The organism is Paraburkholderia bryophila, from assembly GCF_013409255.1.
In the GTDB taxonomy this organism is placed as follows: Bacteria; Pseudomonadota; Gammaproteobacteria; order Burkholderiales; family Burkholderiaceae; genus Paraburkholderia.
Window position 1 is genome coordinate 620,580 of the sequence record NZ_JACCAS010000001.1, and the last position, 16,078, is coordinate 636,657.

The 16,078-nt window shown below is 65.5% G+C and carries 8 protein-coding genes and 1 pseudogene; 5 read left to right on the forward strand and 4 right to left on the reverse strand.

Annotated elements, in window-relative coordinates:
* Window positions 1–30: 30 nt before the first annotated feature.
* On the reverse strand, window positions 31–1,209 hold the full coding sequence (locus GGD40_RS02740; RefSeq protein ID WP_179742722.1) for an acetate/propionate family kinase: 1,179 nt from the start codon (window positions 1,207–1,209) through the stop codon (window positions 31–33).
* Complete coding sequence (locus tag GGD40_RS02745) at window positions 1,202–2,170, reverse strand: bifunctional enoyl-CoA hydratase/phosphate acetyltransferase (protein WP_179742723.1); 969 nt, start codon at window positions 2,168–2,170, stop codon at window positions 1,202–1,204. The genes GGD40_RS02740 and GGD40_RS02745 overlap by 8 nt, the downstream gene beginning before the upstream one ends.
* 182 nt (window positions 2,171–2,352) lie before the next feature.
* On the opposite strand from GGD40_RS02745, the pseudogene GGD40_RS37490 reads away from it, so the two are divergent.
* Window positions 2,353–3,057: pseudogene (locus GGD40_RS37490) on the forward strand (F0F1 ATP synthase subunit gamma); the annotation flags it as partial.
* Window positions 3,058–3,704: 647 nt separating this feature from the next.
* Here the strand turns inward: GGD40_RS37490 and GGD40_RS02755 are convergent.
* Together GGD40_RS02755 and GGD40_RS02760 are read right to left on the reverse strand one after the other, a co-directional pair.
* Complete coding sequence (locus GGD40_RS02755) at window positions 3,705–5,060, reverse strand: sigma-54-dependent transcriptional regulator (RefSeq protein ID WP_179742724.1); 1,356 nt, start codon at window positions 5,058–5,060, stop codon at window positions 3,705–3,707.
* Window positions 5,045–6,514: a sensor histidine kinase gene (locus GGD40_RS02760; protein ID WP_179742725.1), complete on the reverse strand. Its 1,470-nt coding sequence runs from the start codon at window positions 6,512–6,514 to the stop codon at window positions 5,045–5,047. Before GGD40_RS02760 ends, GGD40_RS02755 begins: the two co-directional genes overlap by 16 nt.
* Window positions 6,515–6,874: 360 nt before the next feature.
* Between GGD40_RS02760 and GGD40_RS02765 the strand changes: the two genes are divergently transcribed.
* From GGD40_RS02765 to GGD40_RS02780, 4 genes are read left to right on the forward strand one after another with little or no spacing between them, the layout of a single operon-like run.
* The gene (locus GGD40_RS02765) at window positions 6,875–8,185 is read left to right on the forward strand and encodes an efflux RND transporter periplasmic adaptor subunit (RefSeq protein ID WP_373565250.1); all 1,311 of its coding nucleotides are present in this window, start codon (window positions 6,875–6,877) and stop codon (window positions 8,183–8,185) included.
* A 12-nt stretch (window positions 8,186–8,197) separates the two neighbouring features.
* Complete coding sequence (locus tag GGD40_RS02770; protein WP_179742726.1) at window positions 8,198–11,269, forward strand: efflux RND transporter permease subunit; 3,072 nt, start codon at window positions 8,198–8,200, stop codon at window positions 11,267–11,269.
* Window positions 11,270–11,273: 4 nt separating this feature from the next.
* A complete protein-coding gene (locus GGD40_RS02775) occupies window positions 11,274–14,513 on the forward strand; it encodes an efflux RND transporter permease subunit (protein ID WP_179742727.1) in 3,240 nt (1,079 codons plus the stop codon).
* Window positions 14,510–16,075 carry an efflux transporter outer membrane subunit gene (locus GGD40_RS02780; protein ID WP_179742728.1) on the forward strand — a complete coding sequence of 522 codons (1,566 nt, stop codon included), beginning with the start codon at window positions 14,510–14,512 and terminating at the stop codon, window positions 16,073–16,075. The genes GGD40_RS02775 and GGD40_RS02780 overlap by 4 nt, the downstream gene beginning before the upstream one ends.
* Window positions 16,076–16,078: the final 3 nt, after the last annotated feature.

The window sequence follows — 16,078 nt, forward strand, 5'->3', positions numbered from 1 at the left end:
GGGTGACCGGCAAGCAACGCGTGAACAGGCTCAGCGATCCAGCAACCGGCGCGTGTGCCGGGCGATCATCAGGTTTTCATCGGTCGGCAAGACCCAGACGGCGACCGGCGACGCGGTGGTCGAAATCAACGGACCGTGCCGCTGGTTGGCCGCCGGATCCACCTCTACGCCCAGCCATGCCGCGCTTTTGCCGATGCGCTCGCGAATCTGCGCCGCGTGCTCGCCAATGCCGGCCGTAAACACCAGTGCGTCGAGTCCACCGAGTGCCGCGGCGAGCGAGCCGAGTTCGCGTGCGGCGCGATAGACGAACAGGTCGACAGCCTCGCGCGCCGCCGGCGACTCGCTCGCGAGCAGCACGCGCATGTCGCTCGACAGGCCGGACACGCCCAGCAAACCCGAGCGCTCGTAAATCAGATGCTCGACCTCGTCCGGGCTCATCCCCTCGTGCTGGATCAGGTACAGCACCACGCCCGGATCGAGCGCGCCGGTGCGCGTGCCCATCGGCAGACCGTCGACAGCGGTGAACCCCATCGTGCTCGCGACACTCCGGCCGCCGCGCAGCGCGCACATGCTGGCGCCGTTGCCCAGGTGCGCGACCACGACCCTGCCGCTGGCCTGTTGCGGCGCAACGGCGGCCAATGCGCCGCTGATGTATTCGTACGACAGCCCATGAAACCCGTAGCGCCGGATACCCTTGTCCGTGAGTTCGCGCGGCAGCGCGAACGCCTGCGCGAGCGGCGGCTGACTGTGATGAAACGCCGTGTCGAAGCACGCGACTTGCGGCACATCGGGTGCAAATGCGGCCACAGCCCGGATCGCCGAGACGTGATGCGGTTGATGCAATGGCGCGAGCGGCGTCAGCGCCTCGATCGCGCGCAACACCGTCGCGTCGATCCTGACCGGTTCGGCGTAGTCGGGTCCGCCATGAACAACGCGATGGCCAATGCCGTCGAAGCCCGACTCGCCGCCCACGTGCGACGCGAACCAGTCATGAATCGCCGCGATGGCGCCGCGATGCCCCTGCCCGGACACCGCCGCATCGGCCAGTTCGCGGCCGTCCGCATCGCTGACGCGCAGACGCGGCGCCGTCTCGATCTCGTCGACCGCGCCATGCGCGCCGGCCACGAGCGAGCGATCCGCGCGCGTTTCATAGACGGAGAACTTGAGGCTCGACGATCCCGCATTCAGAATCAGCAGAGGCTCACGCATGCTGGATGTCCCAGATCGCGTCCAGCGCCTGCGTGACCACGCGATTGCGATGCGCATACAGCGCCGCGACCGCGCAACTCGCCATGCGGGCGCGCTCGTTGTCGGCGCGGCTCGTCAGGATGATCGGCACGCGCGCGCCGAGCACGATGCCGGCCGCGTCCGCCTTCGCCAGATAGGTCAGTTCCTTGGCCAGCATGTTGCCGGCTTCGAGGTCCGGCACCAGCAGAATGTCCGCGTCGCCGGCCACGGGAGAATTCAGATGCTTGATCGCCGCCGCTTGCTCGCTGATCGCGTTGTCGAACGCGAGCGGACCGTCGATGATCGCGCCGCCGATCTGCCCGCGATCGGCCATTTTGCAGAGCGCGGCGGCGTCGAGCGTCGACGGGATTTTCGACGTGACGGTTTCCAGCGCGGACAGCACCGCCACTTTCGGCAAGGCAATCCCCAGCGCGTGTGCGAGTTCGATCGCGTTGCGCACGATGTCGGCTTTCTGTTCCAGCGTCGGGAAGATGTTGACGGCGGCGTCCGTGATGAAAAGCGGCTTCGGATAGGTCGGCACGTCCATGATGAAAACGTGACTCAAACGCCGTTCGGTACGAATGCCGGTGTCCTTGCGAACCACTTCCTCCAGCAGTTCATCCGTATGCAGGCTGCCTTTCATCAGCGCGTCCGCTTCGCCGGCGCGCACCAGCTCGACCGCCTTCGCGGCCGCCGCATGACTATGCGGCGCATCGACGACGCGGAAGGCAGCCAGATCGAGTTCGAGCGACGCGGCCAGGCGACGGATGCGGCCTTCCGGACCGATCAGCGTCGGTACGATCAACCCGGCCTCAGAGGCTTCCACTGCGCCGCGCAACGAGACTTCGTCGCACGGGTGGACCACGGCGGTTCGCACGGGCGTGAGCGCACGGCAACTGGCAATCAGTGCATCGTAATGCCGATGCGGACGGGGCTCGGACATGAGCAGCACACTCCTGAAAAACAGCGTGTTGAAGGGTGGATTCCTGCGAGAGCATCGGGGCGTTGCGCGAGGCGCGACGCCGCCGTACCGCGACGAATCCATAGTATTAGGGTAAATCCCTGGGCCATTGATCTAACTCAAGCCGCACCCGGTATAGAACGCCTTACCCTGTGATGAACTGCGCGATGGAAATGATGGCGCGCACGAGAATGGCCAAGGCGCAGCGGCGCGCGCGGATCGCGCGTGTCGGGTTGATCGTGGTCAGCACCGACCGTGGCCTGTGCGGCCCGCTCAATAGCCGGCTGCTGATGCGTTGCGCCGAAAGCCTCAATGACCGGCAACGCGGCGGCATGGAAGCCGACGTGATCGGCGCGCGCGGCGCCGGCCCGTTGATGCGGCACGGTGCCAATATCGTCGCGAGAACCGCCGCGTTGAGCGCGGATTTGCACTTCGAGTCGTTCTTCGGCGCGATGACCGTGCCGCTGAGCGGCTTTCTCGCCGGCCAGTTCGACGAGGTCTATGTGGCGTACAACCACCTGAGCAGCGCGCTCTCGTATGAACCGCGCATCGACAGGATCTTGCCGCTCGGTGAAATACGGCGCGAGGGTGATGAGGGCCAGCACGCCGCCGGTGCGGTGAGGACCGAATACCTGTATGAACCGAGTCCTAAACCGGTCGTGGATGCGTTGCTGCTCCGCTATGTCGAAGCGCTGATCTACCAGGCGGTGGCCGAGAACAACGCCTGCGAACAATGCGCGCGGATGTTCGCGATGCAGACGGCGACCGAGAATGCCGACCGCGTGATTCGCGATCTGCGGCATCTGTATCAGAAGACGCGCCAGGCGCAGATCACGACGGAACTGTGCGAGATCGTCGGCGGCGCGGCGCGCAGGAGTAGCGGAGCCGCCGCGAGACCGCCGCGCAAACGGCAGCGGCAAAAGCGGCGGCAACGCGACTCAACCGTTCAACGAATCCAGATTCAGCGTAATGATCTTGATCGACACCTCCTTGCAGGTGTTGTCGCGGCAGATTCCGCTGAACCAGATTTCGCCACCACCGATCATCACGCCCTGATCGCGGGAGAACAACGTCGCATAGGTCTGATGCGCGACCAGATCGACCAGCTTCGGCGTAAAGATCGCGTCGTAATGGGCGACGAAGTCGCGCTTCGTACGCAGCGTCACTTTCTTGCCGTGCAACGCGACGGTGATCGGATATTTGACCATGCCCGCGACGGCCGGTTTGTCGGCGCGCGCCACGGCCTGTTGCAATTGGTCGAAGAACTGGCGGTAAGGCACGTGGGAACCGAACAGAAAGTCCATCCGCGAATCGACGGCCTGATCGGTCTGGGCGTCGCTCTGCGTATCGCTCTGTGCGACCGCGAATGGCACGAAGCCGAATGCGAGGGCGATGCCGAGCACAGCGCCCGCGATCGATCGAACGTAAGCCGGGCGTCGGTGTGAGGTGGTGCGTTCCATTGCGGCGTTCTCTTCTCGTTACGTTATAAAAAGGACGCCCATTATCACCTCTCCCTTCACCCCGCCTCCGTATCCCGCCCCGAATCCGCTACATCAATCCCATAGCGCTTGAGCTTGGCATACAGCAGTTGCCGGTTGACGTTCAAACGCCGCGCGGCATCGGTGCGATTGTTGCCGCTATCGCGGAGCGCGCGGCGAATCAGCATCTCTTCGAGCCTTGCCAGCGCGGAAGGCAAATCCTCATCCGGCCAGTCGAATTCGAGCGCCGAATCCTGCGGCGAGCGCGCGTCCTGCAAAAACGCCAGGTCGGTCGCGTGGATGTACTCGCCGCGCACCATCACCGCGGCGCGCTCCATCGCGTTTTTCAGTTCGCGCACATTACCGGGCCACGCGAAGCGGATCAGCAACGCCGCGGCATCGGCAGACAAGCGCTTGCCGGCGGCCACCCGCGTCAGAAAATACTCGGCGAGCGGCACGATGTCGGCAATCCGCGCCGATAGCGGCGGCAGATGAATCGGCACCACGTGGAGCCGGTAGAACAGGTCCTCCCGAAAGCTGCCCTCGCGCACGCTACGCTGCAAATCGCGGTGAGTCGCGGCGATCACACGCACGTCGACCGGCACCGGTTTGCCGCCGACCGGCACGACCACCCGCTCCTGCAACGCGCGCAGTATCTTGGCCTGCATCGCCATATCCATATCGCCGATCTCGTCGAGAAACAGCGTGCCGTGCGCGGCCTGACGAAACGCGCCGTCCCGATCGGCGGTCGCGCCGGTGAATGCGCCGCGCGCGTGGCCGAACAGCTCGCTCTCCAGCAGATCGACCGGAATCGCCGCGCAATTCACCGCGACGAACGGCCGGTCGTGACGCAGCCCGTGTTCGTGAATCGCCCGCGCGACCACTTCCTTACCGGTGCCGGTTTCGCCGGTGATCAGCACGGTGGCGTCGCTGTCGGCGAGCACGCCGATAGTCTTCTGCACGGTCCGCATCGCCTCGCTCGACCCGATGATCGCCTCGGCCTCCTCCGCCGGAAAACTCGCGCCGGGTTCGGCAACGCTCGACAGCATCCGCTGCAGCACCTGCGCGAGATCGGCGCGGCCAATCGGCTTGGTCAGGTGATCGAATGCACCGAGCCGCATCGCTTCGATCGTATTGGACGCGGTGGCGTGCGCGGTCAGCACCGTCACCGCCGGCGCCTTGGGCCGCGCGCGCAACCGGCGCAGCACCTCGAGTCCGTCGATGCCGGGCATGCGCAGATCCAGAAACATCGCGCTCACCGGCTCGGTGTCGAGCAGTGCCAGCGCGCTCAAACCGTCGGCGGCGAGGCAGGCGGTGTGGCCGAGATCGACCACGACTTCGGCGAGCGCGTCGCGCATGGTGGCGTCGTCGTCGACGATCAGGATGTGGGGCATGGCAGGATGATCTCGAAAGTAGTGCCGTGGTCGGCCGATACAAAACGCGCGGCGCCGCCGTGCGCCACCGCGACTTCGCGCACGATCGACAAGCCTAAACCGGTGCCGTCGGGCCGTCCGGTCACGAACGGCTCGAACAGATGATCCTGAATATCGACGGGCGGCCCCGAGCCGCGATCGTGCACGGACAGCACCAGCGCATCCGTGCGACGCAGCGCGGCGACCTCGATCCGGCTGCCGGCCGGCGCGGCGTTGATCGCGTTCAGAATCAGATTGTCGAGCGCGCGCTGCACCTGGTCCGGGTCGAAGCGCGCTTCCTGCCAGTCGGCCGAACTCGCAATCGTCAACTGTTTGGCGGCGGCGCGCTCCGTATGCTCAGCGACGCAGGCTTCGAGAAACGCGCTGACTTCGATCAGCTCGCGTTTCGGTTCGTCGTGCTCGGTGATGCTCAGCAGCCGGCGCACCAGCGCATCGAGCCGTTCGATCTCGCCGAGAATCACACGTAACGCCTGCGGTTGACGCTCGGCGCCGCCCGCGACCGCGCTTTCCGCTTTCAGCCGCATCGCCGCGATCGGGTTGCGGATCTCATGCGCGACGCCGGCGGCCACCCGGCCGATCGCGGCGAGACGCTCGGCGGTCGCCATCTGCCGGGCGAGCGTGTCGCCCCGCTGTCGCGCGGCCGATAGCCGTCGGCCGGCCTCGTTCAGCGCCAGGACGATCCGGTCCAGCTCGCGCTCGTGGGTAGGCGGCAACACCGGCAGGTCGGCCACATCGTACGAACTGAGCGCCGTCTCGATCTGCGACACATGGCGCGACCAGGTCATCGTCAGATGCGTCAGCAGCGCGGCCGCGATCAGCACCGTCACCAGCAGCACGGCTTGCCCCGCCATCAGTTGATAGTAGCTGCGGCCCGCGAAGGTGAAGGTCCATGTCATGGTCCAGGCCGTCAGATGCGGGATCGGCCCCGGCAGCGGACAGGCCGAGATCAGCAAGGTCTGCGAGCGCGCGCCGTAGCGGTGACTGGCCGCACGGTCGCTGGTCAGCGCGGCCGCATTGATTTCGCGGATGCGCGGCAGTTCGCCGCCCGGCGGATCGGTGCGCGGCGCGGCGCCGTCGTAGGTCGGAAACGCGTAGGCGAGCGAGCCCGTGTCGCCGTGCCAGATGCCGCCCTGCACGCCCGGCCGGTTGCGCAACGCGTTCTGCACGACAGCGCTCAGACGGCCGCGCGCGGCGGTGTCGTCGGGCGCGGGCGGCGCGGCCCCCCAGTCGGCGCTATGCAGACGGTAGGCGGACGCGATCGCGTCGCACGCGCGGGCGTTTTCCGCGGCGGCCTGGCCGACCTGCGCCGCCGCCGATTGATGGAACAGCCCCACCATCAGCCAGGCAGTCGCGCCCGCCGCGACGACCAGCAGTGCAAGCAGCACGATCAGGCGGCCGCGTAACGATCGAAGCATGGTGTTGTCCCGTGTTTTATCTCTGGCTGTCTCTGGCGCAGTCCCTCAGCCGCACTCCCTGATGCGAATGGTATGCCAGAGCGAGGCTATCTGGCATGGGTGGGCGCTTTCGCAGGCCATCGGCGGGCATTTGGCCGACGTGGCGAGGGTGCCCGGCGCGGCGCAACAGTCTTTCGAGCGCACACCGTCGCTCGTCGTGCGTTCGACATTGTCCTGATTTGCGACACCTCGCGTCGTGAATCAGGACAACCGGCTGCCGCCTGTGCGTGCGCGAACCCGAAGGCATCGGCATCGCACCGTTGGCATGGTGGTTGCAAAGCATAGCCGGCAAACCACCCTGTCTGATCGAACGAGGCGCACGTGAAAAGAACCAACCTGAAATGGCCGGCCCTCGCCGTCCTCGTGCTGCTGGTCGTGGTGGCCGTCTGGTTGCTTTACTTCCGGCATCCCGCGCGCAAGGCGCCGGCCGTGCCGCCCGGCACGCCGGTCTCGGCGGTCGCGGCGAAACTGGCCGACGTGCCGGTTTATATCGATTCGCTCGGCACGGTCACGCCGACGCGCACCGTGACCGTCATCACCCAGGTCAACGGCATTCTCGATTCGGTCGACTTCAAGGAAGGCCAACGGGTGCATCGCGGCCAGGTGATCGCGCGGATCGATTCGCGCGCGCTCGAGGCGCAGTTGGTGCAGGCGCAAGGCACGCTGACGCACGACAAGGCCGCGCTCGCCAACGCGCAACTCGATCTGCAGCGCTACCGCCAGTTGATCAAGGTCGGTTCGATCACGCAACAGACGCTCGACACCCAGACCGCGACCGTCAACGAAGATCAGGGCACGGTCGTGTCCGACACCGGCAACGTGAAGAACCTGCAGGTGCAGGTCAGCTACTGCACGATCACGTCGCCGGTGGACGGCGTGGTCGGTCTGCGGCTGGTCGATCCGGGCAACTACATTACGACGACCAGCACGACCGGCGTCGCGGTCATCACGCAGTTGCAGCCGGCGACCGTCGTGTATGCGGTGCCGGAAGACTATCTCGGCCAGATTCATCGCGCCATGTCGCGCGGCGCGGTCGCCGTGCTTGCCTACGACCGCGACAAGAAAACGCTGCTGTCGCACGGCACCTTGCTCGCCGTGGACAACCAGGTCGACACCGCCACCGGCACGGTCAAGGTGAAGGCGGAATTCCCGCAGTCCGGCGACACGCTGTTTCCGAACCAGTTCGTCAATGCGCGGATGCAGGCGGATACGCTCCGGCAGATTCCGGTGATTCCGACCGCGGCGATCCAGCACGGCACGAACGGCGATTTCGTGTTCGTGGTCGGCGCGGGCAACAAGGTGGCGCTGCGCAATGTGAAGGCGGGGCCGGTTAGCGGCGACAACACGGCGATTCTCGACGGCGGCGTGAAAGCCGGCGAGCAGGTAGTGACGGACGGCGCCGACAAGCTCGACAACGGCTCGGCGGTGCGGGTGGTGGCGGCGACGCCGGCGGGAGCGTCGGGGGCGTCTGGAGCGAGCGCGTCGGCGACAGCGGGCGCGTCAGGCGCGGCGGCGGACGCGCAGGCTGCCGGTGCTTCGACAGCGGGCGCGTCAGGCGCGGCGGCATCCTCCGCCGCCAGCGCCGCCAGCGCGTCAAGTACTTCAAGCGCCGCCTCTCCCGCCTCCAACTAACAGCCGGTCTCCATGAACATCTCGCGCCCCTTCATCGAGCGGCCGATCGCGACCACGCTGTTGATGATCGCCGTGCTGCTGGCCGGCCTGCTCGGCTATCACCTGCTGCCGGTCTCGGCGTTGCCCGAGGTCGACTACCCGACCATCCAGGTCTACACGCAGTATCCCGGCGCGAGCCCGGACGTGGTCAGCTCGTCGATCACCGCGCCGCTCGAAGTACAGCTCGGCGAAATGGCCGGCCTGAAGACGATGAACTCGACCAGTTCGAACGGCGTCTCGGTCATCACGCTGGAGTTCGACCTGTCGCTGTCGCTCGACGTCGCCGAACAGGAAGTGCAGGCGGCGATCAACGCGTCCGCGAGCTACCTGCCGGCCAACCTGCCCTATCCGCCGGTCTACAGCAAGGTCAATCCCGCCGACGCCCCGGTGCTGACTTTGTCGCTGACCTCGAACACGCTGCCGCTCACCAAAATCGAAGACCTCGCCGACACCCGACTTGCGCAGAAAATCTCGCAGATCTCCGGCGTCGGCCTCGTGACGATCAGCGGCGGCCAGCGCCCGGCGGTACGCATCGAAGCGAATTCGGGCGCGCTGAACTCGCTCGGCCTGTCGCTCGACGACGTACGCACCGCGCTCGGCAACGCCAACGTCAACCAGGCCAAGGGCAATCTGGACGGCAAGTACCAGGCGTATTCGATCGGCGCGAACGACCAGTTGCAATCGGCCGACCAGTATCCCGACATCGTGCTCGCGTACAAGAACGGTGCGCCGATCCGGCTCGCGCAGATCGCCAAGTCGGTCGAAGCCGCCGAAGATGTGCAGCAGGCTGCCTGGACCAACAGCACGCCGTCTATCGTGCTGAACATCCAGCGGCAACCGGGCGCCAACGTGATCGACGTGGTGGACCGCGTGCAGAAACTGTTGCCGCAATTGCGCGCGAGCCTGCCAGCCACCCTCAAGGTCGACGTGCTGACCGACCGCACGCAGACAATCCGCGCGTCGGTCACGGATGTGGAATACGAACTCGCGGTGGCGGTCGCGCTGGTCGTGATGGTGATTTTCATCTTTCTGCGCAAGGTGGCCGCCACGGTAATTCCAGCGGTGACGGTGCCGCTGTCGCTGATCGGCACGCTCGCCGTCGCGTACGGCCTGGGCTTCTCGCTGAACAATCTGACGCTGATGTCGCTGACCATCGCGACCGGCTTCGTGGTCGACGACGCGATCGTGATGATCGAAAACATTACGCGCTACATCGAGGCCGGCGACACACCGATGCAAGCCGCGCTGAAAGGCTCGAAGCAGATCGGCTTCACGATCATCTCGCTGTCGGTGTCGCTGATCGCGGTGATGATTCCGCTGCTTTTCATGGGCGACGTGGTCGGCCGGCTGTTCCGCGAATTCGCGCTGACGCTGGCCATCGCGATCGTGATCTCGGCCTTCGTGTCGCTGACGCTCACGCCGATGATGTGCTCGCGCATGTTCAAGGCGCACGAAGAAGAACACCGGGTCGATTTCTTCGACCGAGTGAATCGCCGCTATGTGCAAGGCCTCGGCTGGGTGCTGGAGCATCGCGGTTTGACGCTGCTCTCCGTGGCGCTGACCGCCGCGCTGACCTTCGCGATTCTGCTGCTGATGCCCAAGGGCTTCTTCCCCGAACAGGATACCGGCCTGATCGAAGGGATTTCGCAAGCGGCGCCGAGCATATCGTTTCCATACATGGTGCAGAAGCAGCAGCAACTGGTGGGCGATCTGCTGAAGGATCCGGCGGTGGCGAGTCTGTCGTCGTTCGTCGGCATCAATCAGACCAGTCCGACGCTCAACCAGGGCACCGTGCTGATCAACCTGAAGGACAAAGGCGATCGCGACAGCAGCGCGGCCGTGATCCGGCGCCTGTCGGACGCGACCGCGAGCCTCGCCGGCATGCGGCTGTTCCTGCATCCGGTGCAGGATCTGACGCTCGACGACACGATCTCGACCACCAGCTACCGCGTCGGCCTGCAAGCCACGGACCCGAACGTGCTCAACGTTTGGACCGGCAAGCTGATCGACGCGCTTAAAAAAGACCCGGCTTTCGCCGACGTGCAAAGCCAGGCGTCGCAGCAAGGCAACCAGATTCAATTGACGTTCGACCGCGCCACCGCCTCGCGCCTGGGCGTCACGCCGCAAGCCATCGACGACGTGCTGTACGACGCGTTCGGCCAACGCCAGGTGTCGACCATTTACACGCAGTTGAATCAATATCACGTCGTGCTGGTCGCCGACAAAACCTCGGGCAACCTGTCCGACCTGCTCTCCGGTCTCTACGTGGATACCTCGTCAGGCGGCGTCGCGCCGCTCGCCAGCATGGCGACGATGAAGCTGATCCACGCGCCGGTCACGATCAACCGCCAGGGGCAGTTCCCATATGCCGACGTGTCGTTCAATCTGCAGCCCGGCTACACGCTCGGCACGGCCGTCACGCGGCTCACCGACATCGAGAAGCAGATCGGCCTGCCGATGACCGTGCAGGCGTCGCTGGAAGGCACGGCGGCGACCTTCCAGTCGTCGCTGTCGAACGAGGCGTTTCTGGTCGGCGCGGCCATCATCGTGGTGTATCTGATGCTCGGCGTCTTGTACGAAAGCTTTATTCATCCCGTGACGATTCTGTCGACGCTGCCGTCGGCGGCGCTCGGCGCCTTGCTCGCGCTGGTGATCACCGGCACGCAGTTCGACATCATCGGCTTGATCGGGATCGTGCTGCTGATCGGCATCGTGATGAAAAACGCCATCATGATGATCGACTTCGCGCTTGAACTGGAGCGCAACGAAAAGCTGCCTGCCGTGGAAGCAATCCGCCGCGCCGCCGAACTGAGGTTCCGGCCGATCCTGATGACCACGATGGCCTCGCTGTTCGGCGCGGTGCCGCTCGCATTCGGCACCGGCATGGGCTCGGAATTGCGGCATCCGCTCGGGATCGCAATTATCGGCGGGCTGGTAATCAGCCAGTTGCTGACGCTGTTCTCCACGCCGGTCATGTATCTCGCGATGCATCGTGTCGAGGATCGCTTCAGCCAACGCGACCAACCCGCGGCCGAGGCGGAGTGACGCGATGAACCTGTCCGAACCGTTCATCGCGCGCCCGATCGCGACCGGCCTGCTGGCGATCGGCATCGCGCTGTTCGGCGCGTTGGCGTTCAAGCTGCTGCCGGTGGCGCCCTTGCCCGAGGTCGATTTTCCGACCATCAGCGTGCAGGCCACACTGCCGGGCGCGGACCCGAACACCGTCGCCACCTCGGTCGCGACACCGCTGGAACGCCAGTTCGGGCAGATTTCCGGCATCACGCAGATGACCTCGGTAAGCTCGCTCGGCGCGACCCGTATCACGATGCAGTTCGATCTGAATCGCGACATCAACGGCGCCGCGCGCGACGTGCAGGCCGCGATCAGCGCCGCGCGCACCAACCTGCCGGCCAATCTGGACGGCAATCCGACCTACCGCAAGGTCAATCCGGCCGACGCGCCGATCCTGATCGTTAGTCTCACTTCCGACTCGGCGACGCGCGGGCAGCTATACGACGCGGCGTCGACCGTGCTGCAACAGAAGCTGCTGCAAACGCCGGGCGTCGGCGATGTCACGGTGGGCGGCGGCGCACTGCCCGCGGTGCGAATCGAACTGAACCCGGACCGCGTGAATCACTACGGCGTGAGCCTCGAACAGATTCGCAGCGCGATCGCCACGGCCAACGTCGATCTGCCGAAAGGCTCGGCCGCCGTGGGGCCGCTGAAGTACAACCTCGGCGCGAACGACCAGTTGTACAACGCCTCCGATTACGCGCCGCTGATCGTCAAGCAGAGCGGCAACGACGTGGTGCACATCTCCGATCTCGGCTATGTGCGGCAGGATGTCGAGAATCTGGAGAACTACGGCCTGTCGAACGGCAAACCGGCCGTGCTGCTGATCGTCTACAAGCAGCCGGGCGCGAACGTGATCGACACGGTCAACAACGTGAAGGCCGCGCTGCCGTTCCTGGAAGCGTCGATCCTGCCGACCATCAAGCTCAACATCCTGATGGACCGCACGTCGACGATCCGCGCGTCGCTGCTCGACGTCGAGATCACGCTGGCGATCTCGGTGCTGCTGGTCACTGCGGTGACCTTCGCGTTCTTCCGCAACTGGCGCACCACGCTGGTCCCGGCGATCGTCGTGCCGCTGTCGCTGCTCGGCACGTTCGGCGTGATGTACTTCCTCGGCTTCAGCCTGAACAATCTGTCGCTGATGGCGCTGACCATCTCGACCGGCTTCGTGGTCGACGATGCGATCGTGGTAGTCGAGAACATCATGCGTCACATGGAGCGCGGCGAGCCGCCCATGCAGGCGGCGCTGGCCGGCGCGCGCGAAGTGGGCTTCACGGTGCTGACCATCAGCGTCTCGCTGATCGCGGTGTTCATCCCGCTGCTGCTGATGGGCGGGATCGTCGGGCGGCTGTTTCGGGAGTTTTCCGTGTCGTTATCGGTGGCGATCGTCATGTCGATGGTGATCTCGCTGACCGTCACGCCGATGCTCGCCAGCATCGCGTTGCGCAGCACCGGCCACGCGCACGACGACAATGAATACCCCAACTCGCACTTTCACCGCTTCTATTCGCGCACGCTGGGCTGGGTGATCCGCCATCCGGTGCTGATGGGGATCGTGACGATTCTGGTGCTGGCGCTCAACGTGCTGCTGTATATCGTGATTCCGAAGGGCTTCTTCCCGCAGGAAGACACCGGGCGGCTGATCGGCCAGGTGCAGGCGTCGCAGAGCATTTCGTATCACGCGATGCAGCAGAAATTCCTCAAGATCAATCAACTGGTGCTGAAGAATCCGAACGTGCAGGCGGTGGGCGGTTTTGTCGGCGGTTCGAATTCGGTCAACACCGCGCTGCTGTTCGTCACGCTCAAACCGCTCGGGCCGCGCAAGGCGAGCGCCGATCAGGTGATCGCGCAGTTGCGCCGCTCGCTCGCCAATATTCCCGGCGCGCGGCTGTTCCTGCAATCGGCGCAGGACATCACCGTGGGCGGCCGGCAAAGCGGCGCGCAATACCAGTTCACGATGACCGCCGACGAGCAGACCGATCTGGACAAATGGGTGCCCAAGGTGGTCGCCGCCATGCACAAGCTGCCGATGCTGCAGGACATCAACACCGACCAGCAGGACAACAGCATGCAGGCGAGCGTGGTCGTCAATCGCGATACGGCGGCGCGGCTGGGGGTCAATTTCGCGTCGATCGATCAGGGCCTGTACGACGCGTTCGGGCAGCGCCAGGTGTCGACAATCTACAAGTCCGCCAACCAGTATCACGTGGTGATGGAACTCGCGCCCGAGTACTGGACCGATCCGGCCGCGTTGAAGGCGATCTATGTGCCGGCCGGTGCGGCCGCCACCTCGGGCAGTGGTTCGACGGGCGGCGGCACCGCCACGGCGCCGAGCGTCGCGACCTCCGCGAACGCGGCATCCGCTGCTGCTGCGGCGGCCAGCGCGGCGGCGGTGGCCGGTCCCGGCAGCCGCACGGCGACGCCCTCCGCCGCCGTGCTGTCGAACGGTAATGCATTGGTGCCGCTTGCCGCGATGGCGCGTTTCTCGATCGCGCAAACGGCGATCTCGATCAACCACCAGGGCACCTTCCCGGCCGTCACGGCGTCGTTCAATCTCGGGCCGGGCGCGTCGATCGGCCAGGCCACGCAGCAGGTCGACGAAGCCGTCGCGCAGCTCCGCATGCCGGCGAGCATTGTGGGCAGCTTCGCGGGCACGGCGCAGGTGTTCCAGCAATCGGTGGCGAGCGAGCCGATCCTGATCGTCGCCGCACTGCTCACCGTGTATATCGTGCTCGGCATGCTGTACGAGAACCTGATGCATCCGCTGACGATTCTGTCGACGCTGCCCTCGGCCGGCGTCGGCGCGCTGATCGCGCTGCTGGTCACCAACACGGAGTTGTCGATCATCGCGCTGGTCGGCGTGATCCTGCTGATCGGCATCGTCAAGAAGAACGCGATCATGATGATCGACTTCGCGATCACCGAGGAACGGCAATCGAATCTGCCCGCCGAACAGGCCATCACGCGCGCCTGCCTGATCCGCTTCCGCCCGATCATGATGACGACCAGCGCCGCCATTCTCGGCGCGCTGCCGCTCGTGTTCGGCTCCGGCTACGGCTCGGAATTCCGCAAGCCGCTGGGTATTTCGATTATCGGTGGACTGATTTTCAGCCAGATGCTCACGCTTTATACGACGCCGGTCATCTATTTGTGGCTCGACCGCGCGTATCAGCGTCTGCGCCGTCGACGTCACGGGAAGGAAGCAACATCATGAAAAGCAGAGTGTTGAGCGCGGTTGTGGGGGTGGGCGTGGGGCTGGCGACGCTGTGCATGACCGGCTGCGCGGTCGGGCCGGATTACAGCCAACCCACGGTGGCGATTCCCGCGGCGTTCAAGGAAGGCGTGGACTGGCAACGTGCGCAGGCCGATCCGCAAGCGTCGCTGTCCAGCACATGGTGGCAGGTCTATCAGGACGACACGCTGACGGATCTGATCGGCCGCTCGCTCAAGGCGAATCAGTCGATCGCCGCGGCCGAAGCCGCGTACCGGCTTGCGCAGGCCACCGTCGACGCCAACCGCGCGAGCCTCTTCCCGGTGATCACGGCGGGCCTCTCGGCGACGCGTAGCGGCACCGGCAATGGCGCGGCGAGCTCGGGTATCAGCAGCACGACCGGCAGCACCGTGGCGGGCATACGGAATTCGGTCAGCGCCACGGCCACGGCAAGCTGGGAGCCGGACTTGTGGGGCGAAGTGCGGCGCGAGGTCGAGTCGGCGAAAGCGAGCGCGCAAGCCAGCGACGCACAGTTAGCCGGCGAACGCCTGTCGATCGCGGCCACGCTCGCCAACGACTATTTCGCGTTACGCCAGGCCGATCTGGATATCGACTCGCTGAAACAGCAGCAAAAGATCGACGCACGCATTCTCGACATCACGCGCACCGCGTTTCTGCAAGGCACCGCGTCGAACGACGACGTGCTGACCGCACAAGACACGCTGGAGATCGTGGTCGCACAATTGCAGACCACCGAAACCTCGCGCGAACAGGACGAGCATGCGATCGCCGTGCTGATCGGCGTGCCGCCCTCCGGCTTCTCGCTGCCGCCGAAAAAGGATTACGCATTCGCCAATCCCTCGGTGCCGCTGGCGTTGCCGTCGCAATTGCTCGAACGGCGCTACGACGTGGTGAGCGCGGAACGCACCGCCGCCGCCGCGAACGCGAAAATCGGCGCGGCTGAAGCGGCGTTTTTCCCGGTGCTGGATCTGTCGGCGCAAGGCGGCTTCGAGCACAACGCGTTCGCGCATCTGTTCTCGCTGCCGAGCCGCGTGTGGACGCTGGGGCCCGATCTGGCCGCGACGATCTTCGACGGCGGCGCGCGCAGCGCCGCGGTGCGCGAAGCCCGCGCGACTTACGATGAAGACGTGGCGAACTATCGCGGCGCGGTGCTGACGGCATTTCAGAGTGTCGAAGACAGTCTGTCGACGATCAATCATCTGCAGCAGCAGGCCGCGGCGTATGGCGAGATTTATCAGCGCAACCAGCAGTTGTTCGCGAGCCAGCGGGCGCAGTTGCTGGCGGGTACGGCGAGCGAGGAAAGCGTGCTGACGCAACAGTTGACGTTGTTGCAGGCGGCGCAGTCGTTGACGGATAGTCAGTCGTTGCTCGCGCAAGGGAGCGTGACGCTGATTAAAAATCTGGGGGGTGGCTGGCAGTGGGACGGGGCGCCGGGGAGCAATGCGGGTGCGTCTGGGCCGGTGGTGGCGTCCACGCCGGTGGCTTCAGCCTCGACTGCGACTACAACGTCTGCGTCGGCTGCAACTTCGACTCCGGCGCCTTAAGCG

What these genes read in the sequence shown, in the direction of transcription:
- GGD40_RS02745 (WP_179742723.1), bottom strand. Translation starts at nt 2,170, where the DNA reads ATGTCCGAGCCCCGTCCGCATCGGCATTACGATGCACTGATTGCCAGT.
- GGD40_RS02740 (WP_179742722.1), bottom strand. Translation starts at nt 1,209, where the DNA reads ATGCGTGAGCCTCTGCTGATTCTGAATGCGGGATCGTCGAGCCTCAAG.
- GGD40_RS02760 (WP_179742725.1), bottom strand. Translation starts at nt 6,514, where the DNA reads ATGCTTCGATCGTTACGCGGCCGCCTGATCGTGCTGCTTGCACTGCTG.
- GGD40_RS02755 (WP_179742724.1), bottom strand. Translation starts at nt 5,060, where the DNA reads ATGCCCCACATCCTGATCGTCGACGACGACGCCACCATGCGCGACGCG.
- GGD40_RS02780 (WP_179742728.1), top strand. Translation starts at nt 14,510, where the DNA reads ATGAAAAGCAGAGTGTTGAGCGCGGTTGTGGGGGTGGGCGTGGGGCTG.
- GGD40_RS02775 (WP_179742727.1), top strand. Translation starts at nt 11,274, where the DNA reads ATGAACCTGTCCGAACCGTTCATCGCGCGCCCGATCGCGACCGGCCTG.
- GGD40_RS02770 (WP_179742726.1), top strand. Translation starts at nt 8,198, where the DNA reads ATGAACATCTCGCGCCCCTTCATCGAGCGGCCGATCGCGACCACGCTG.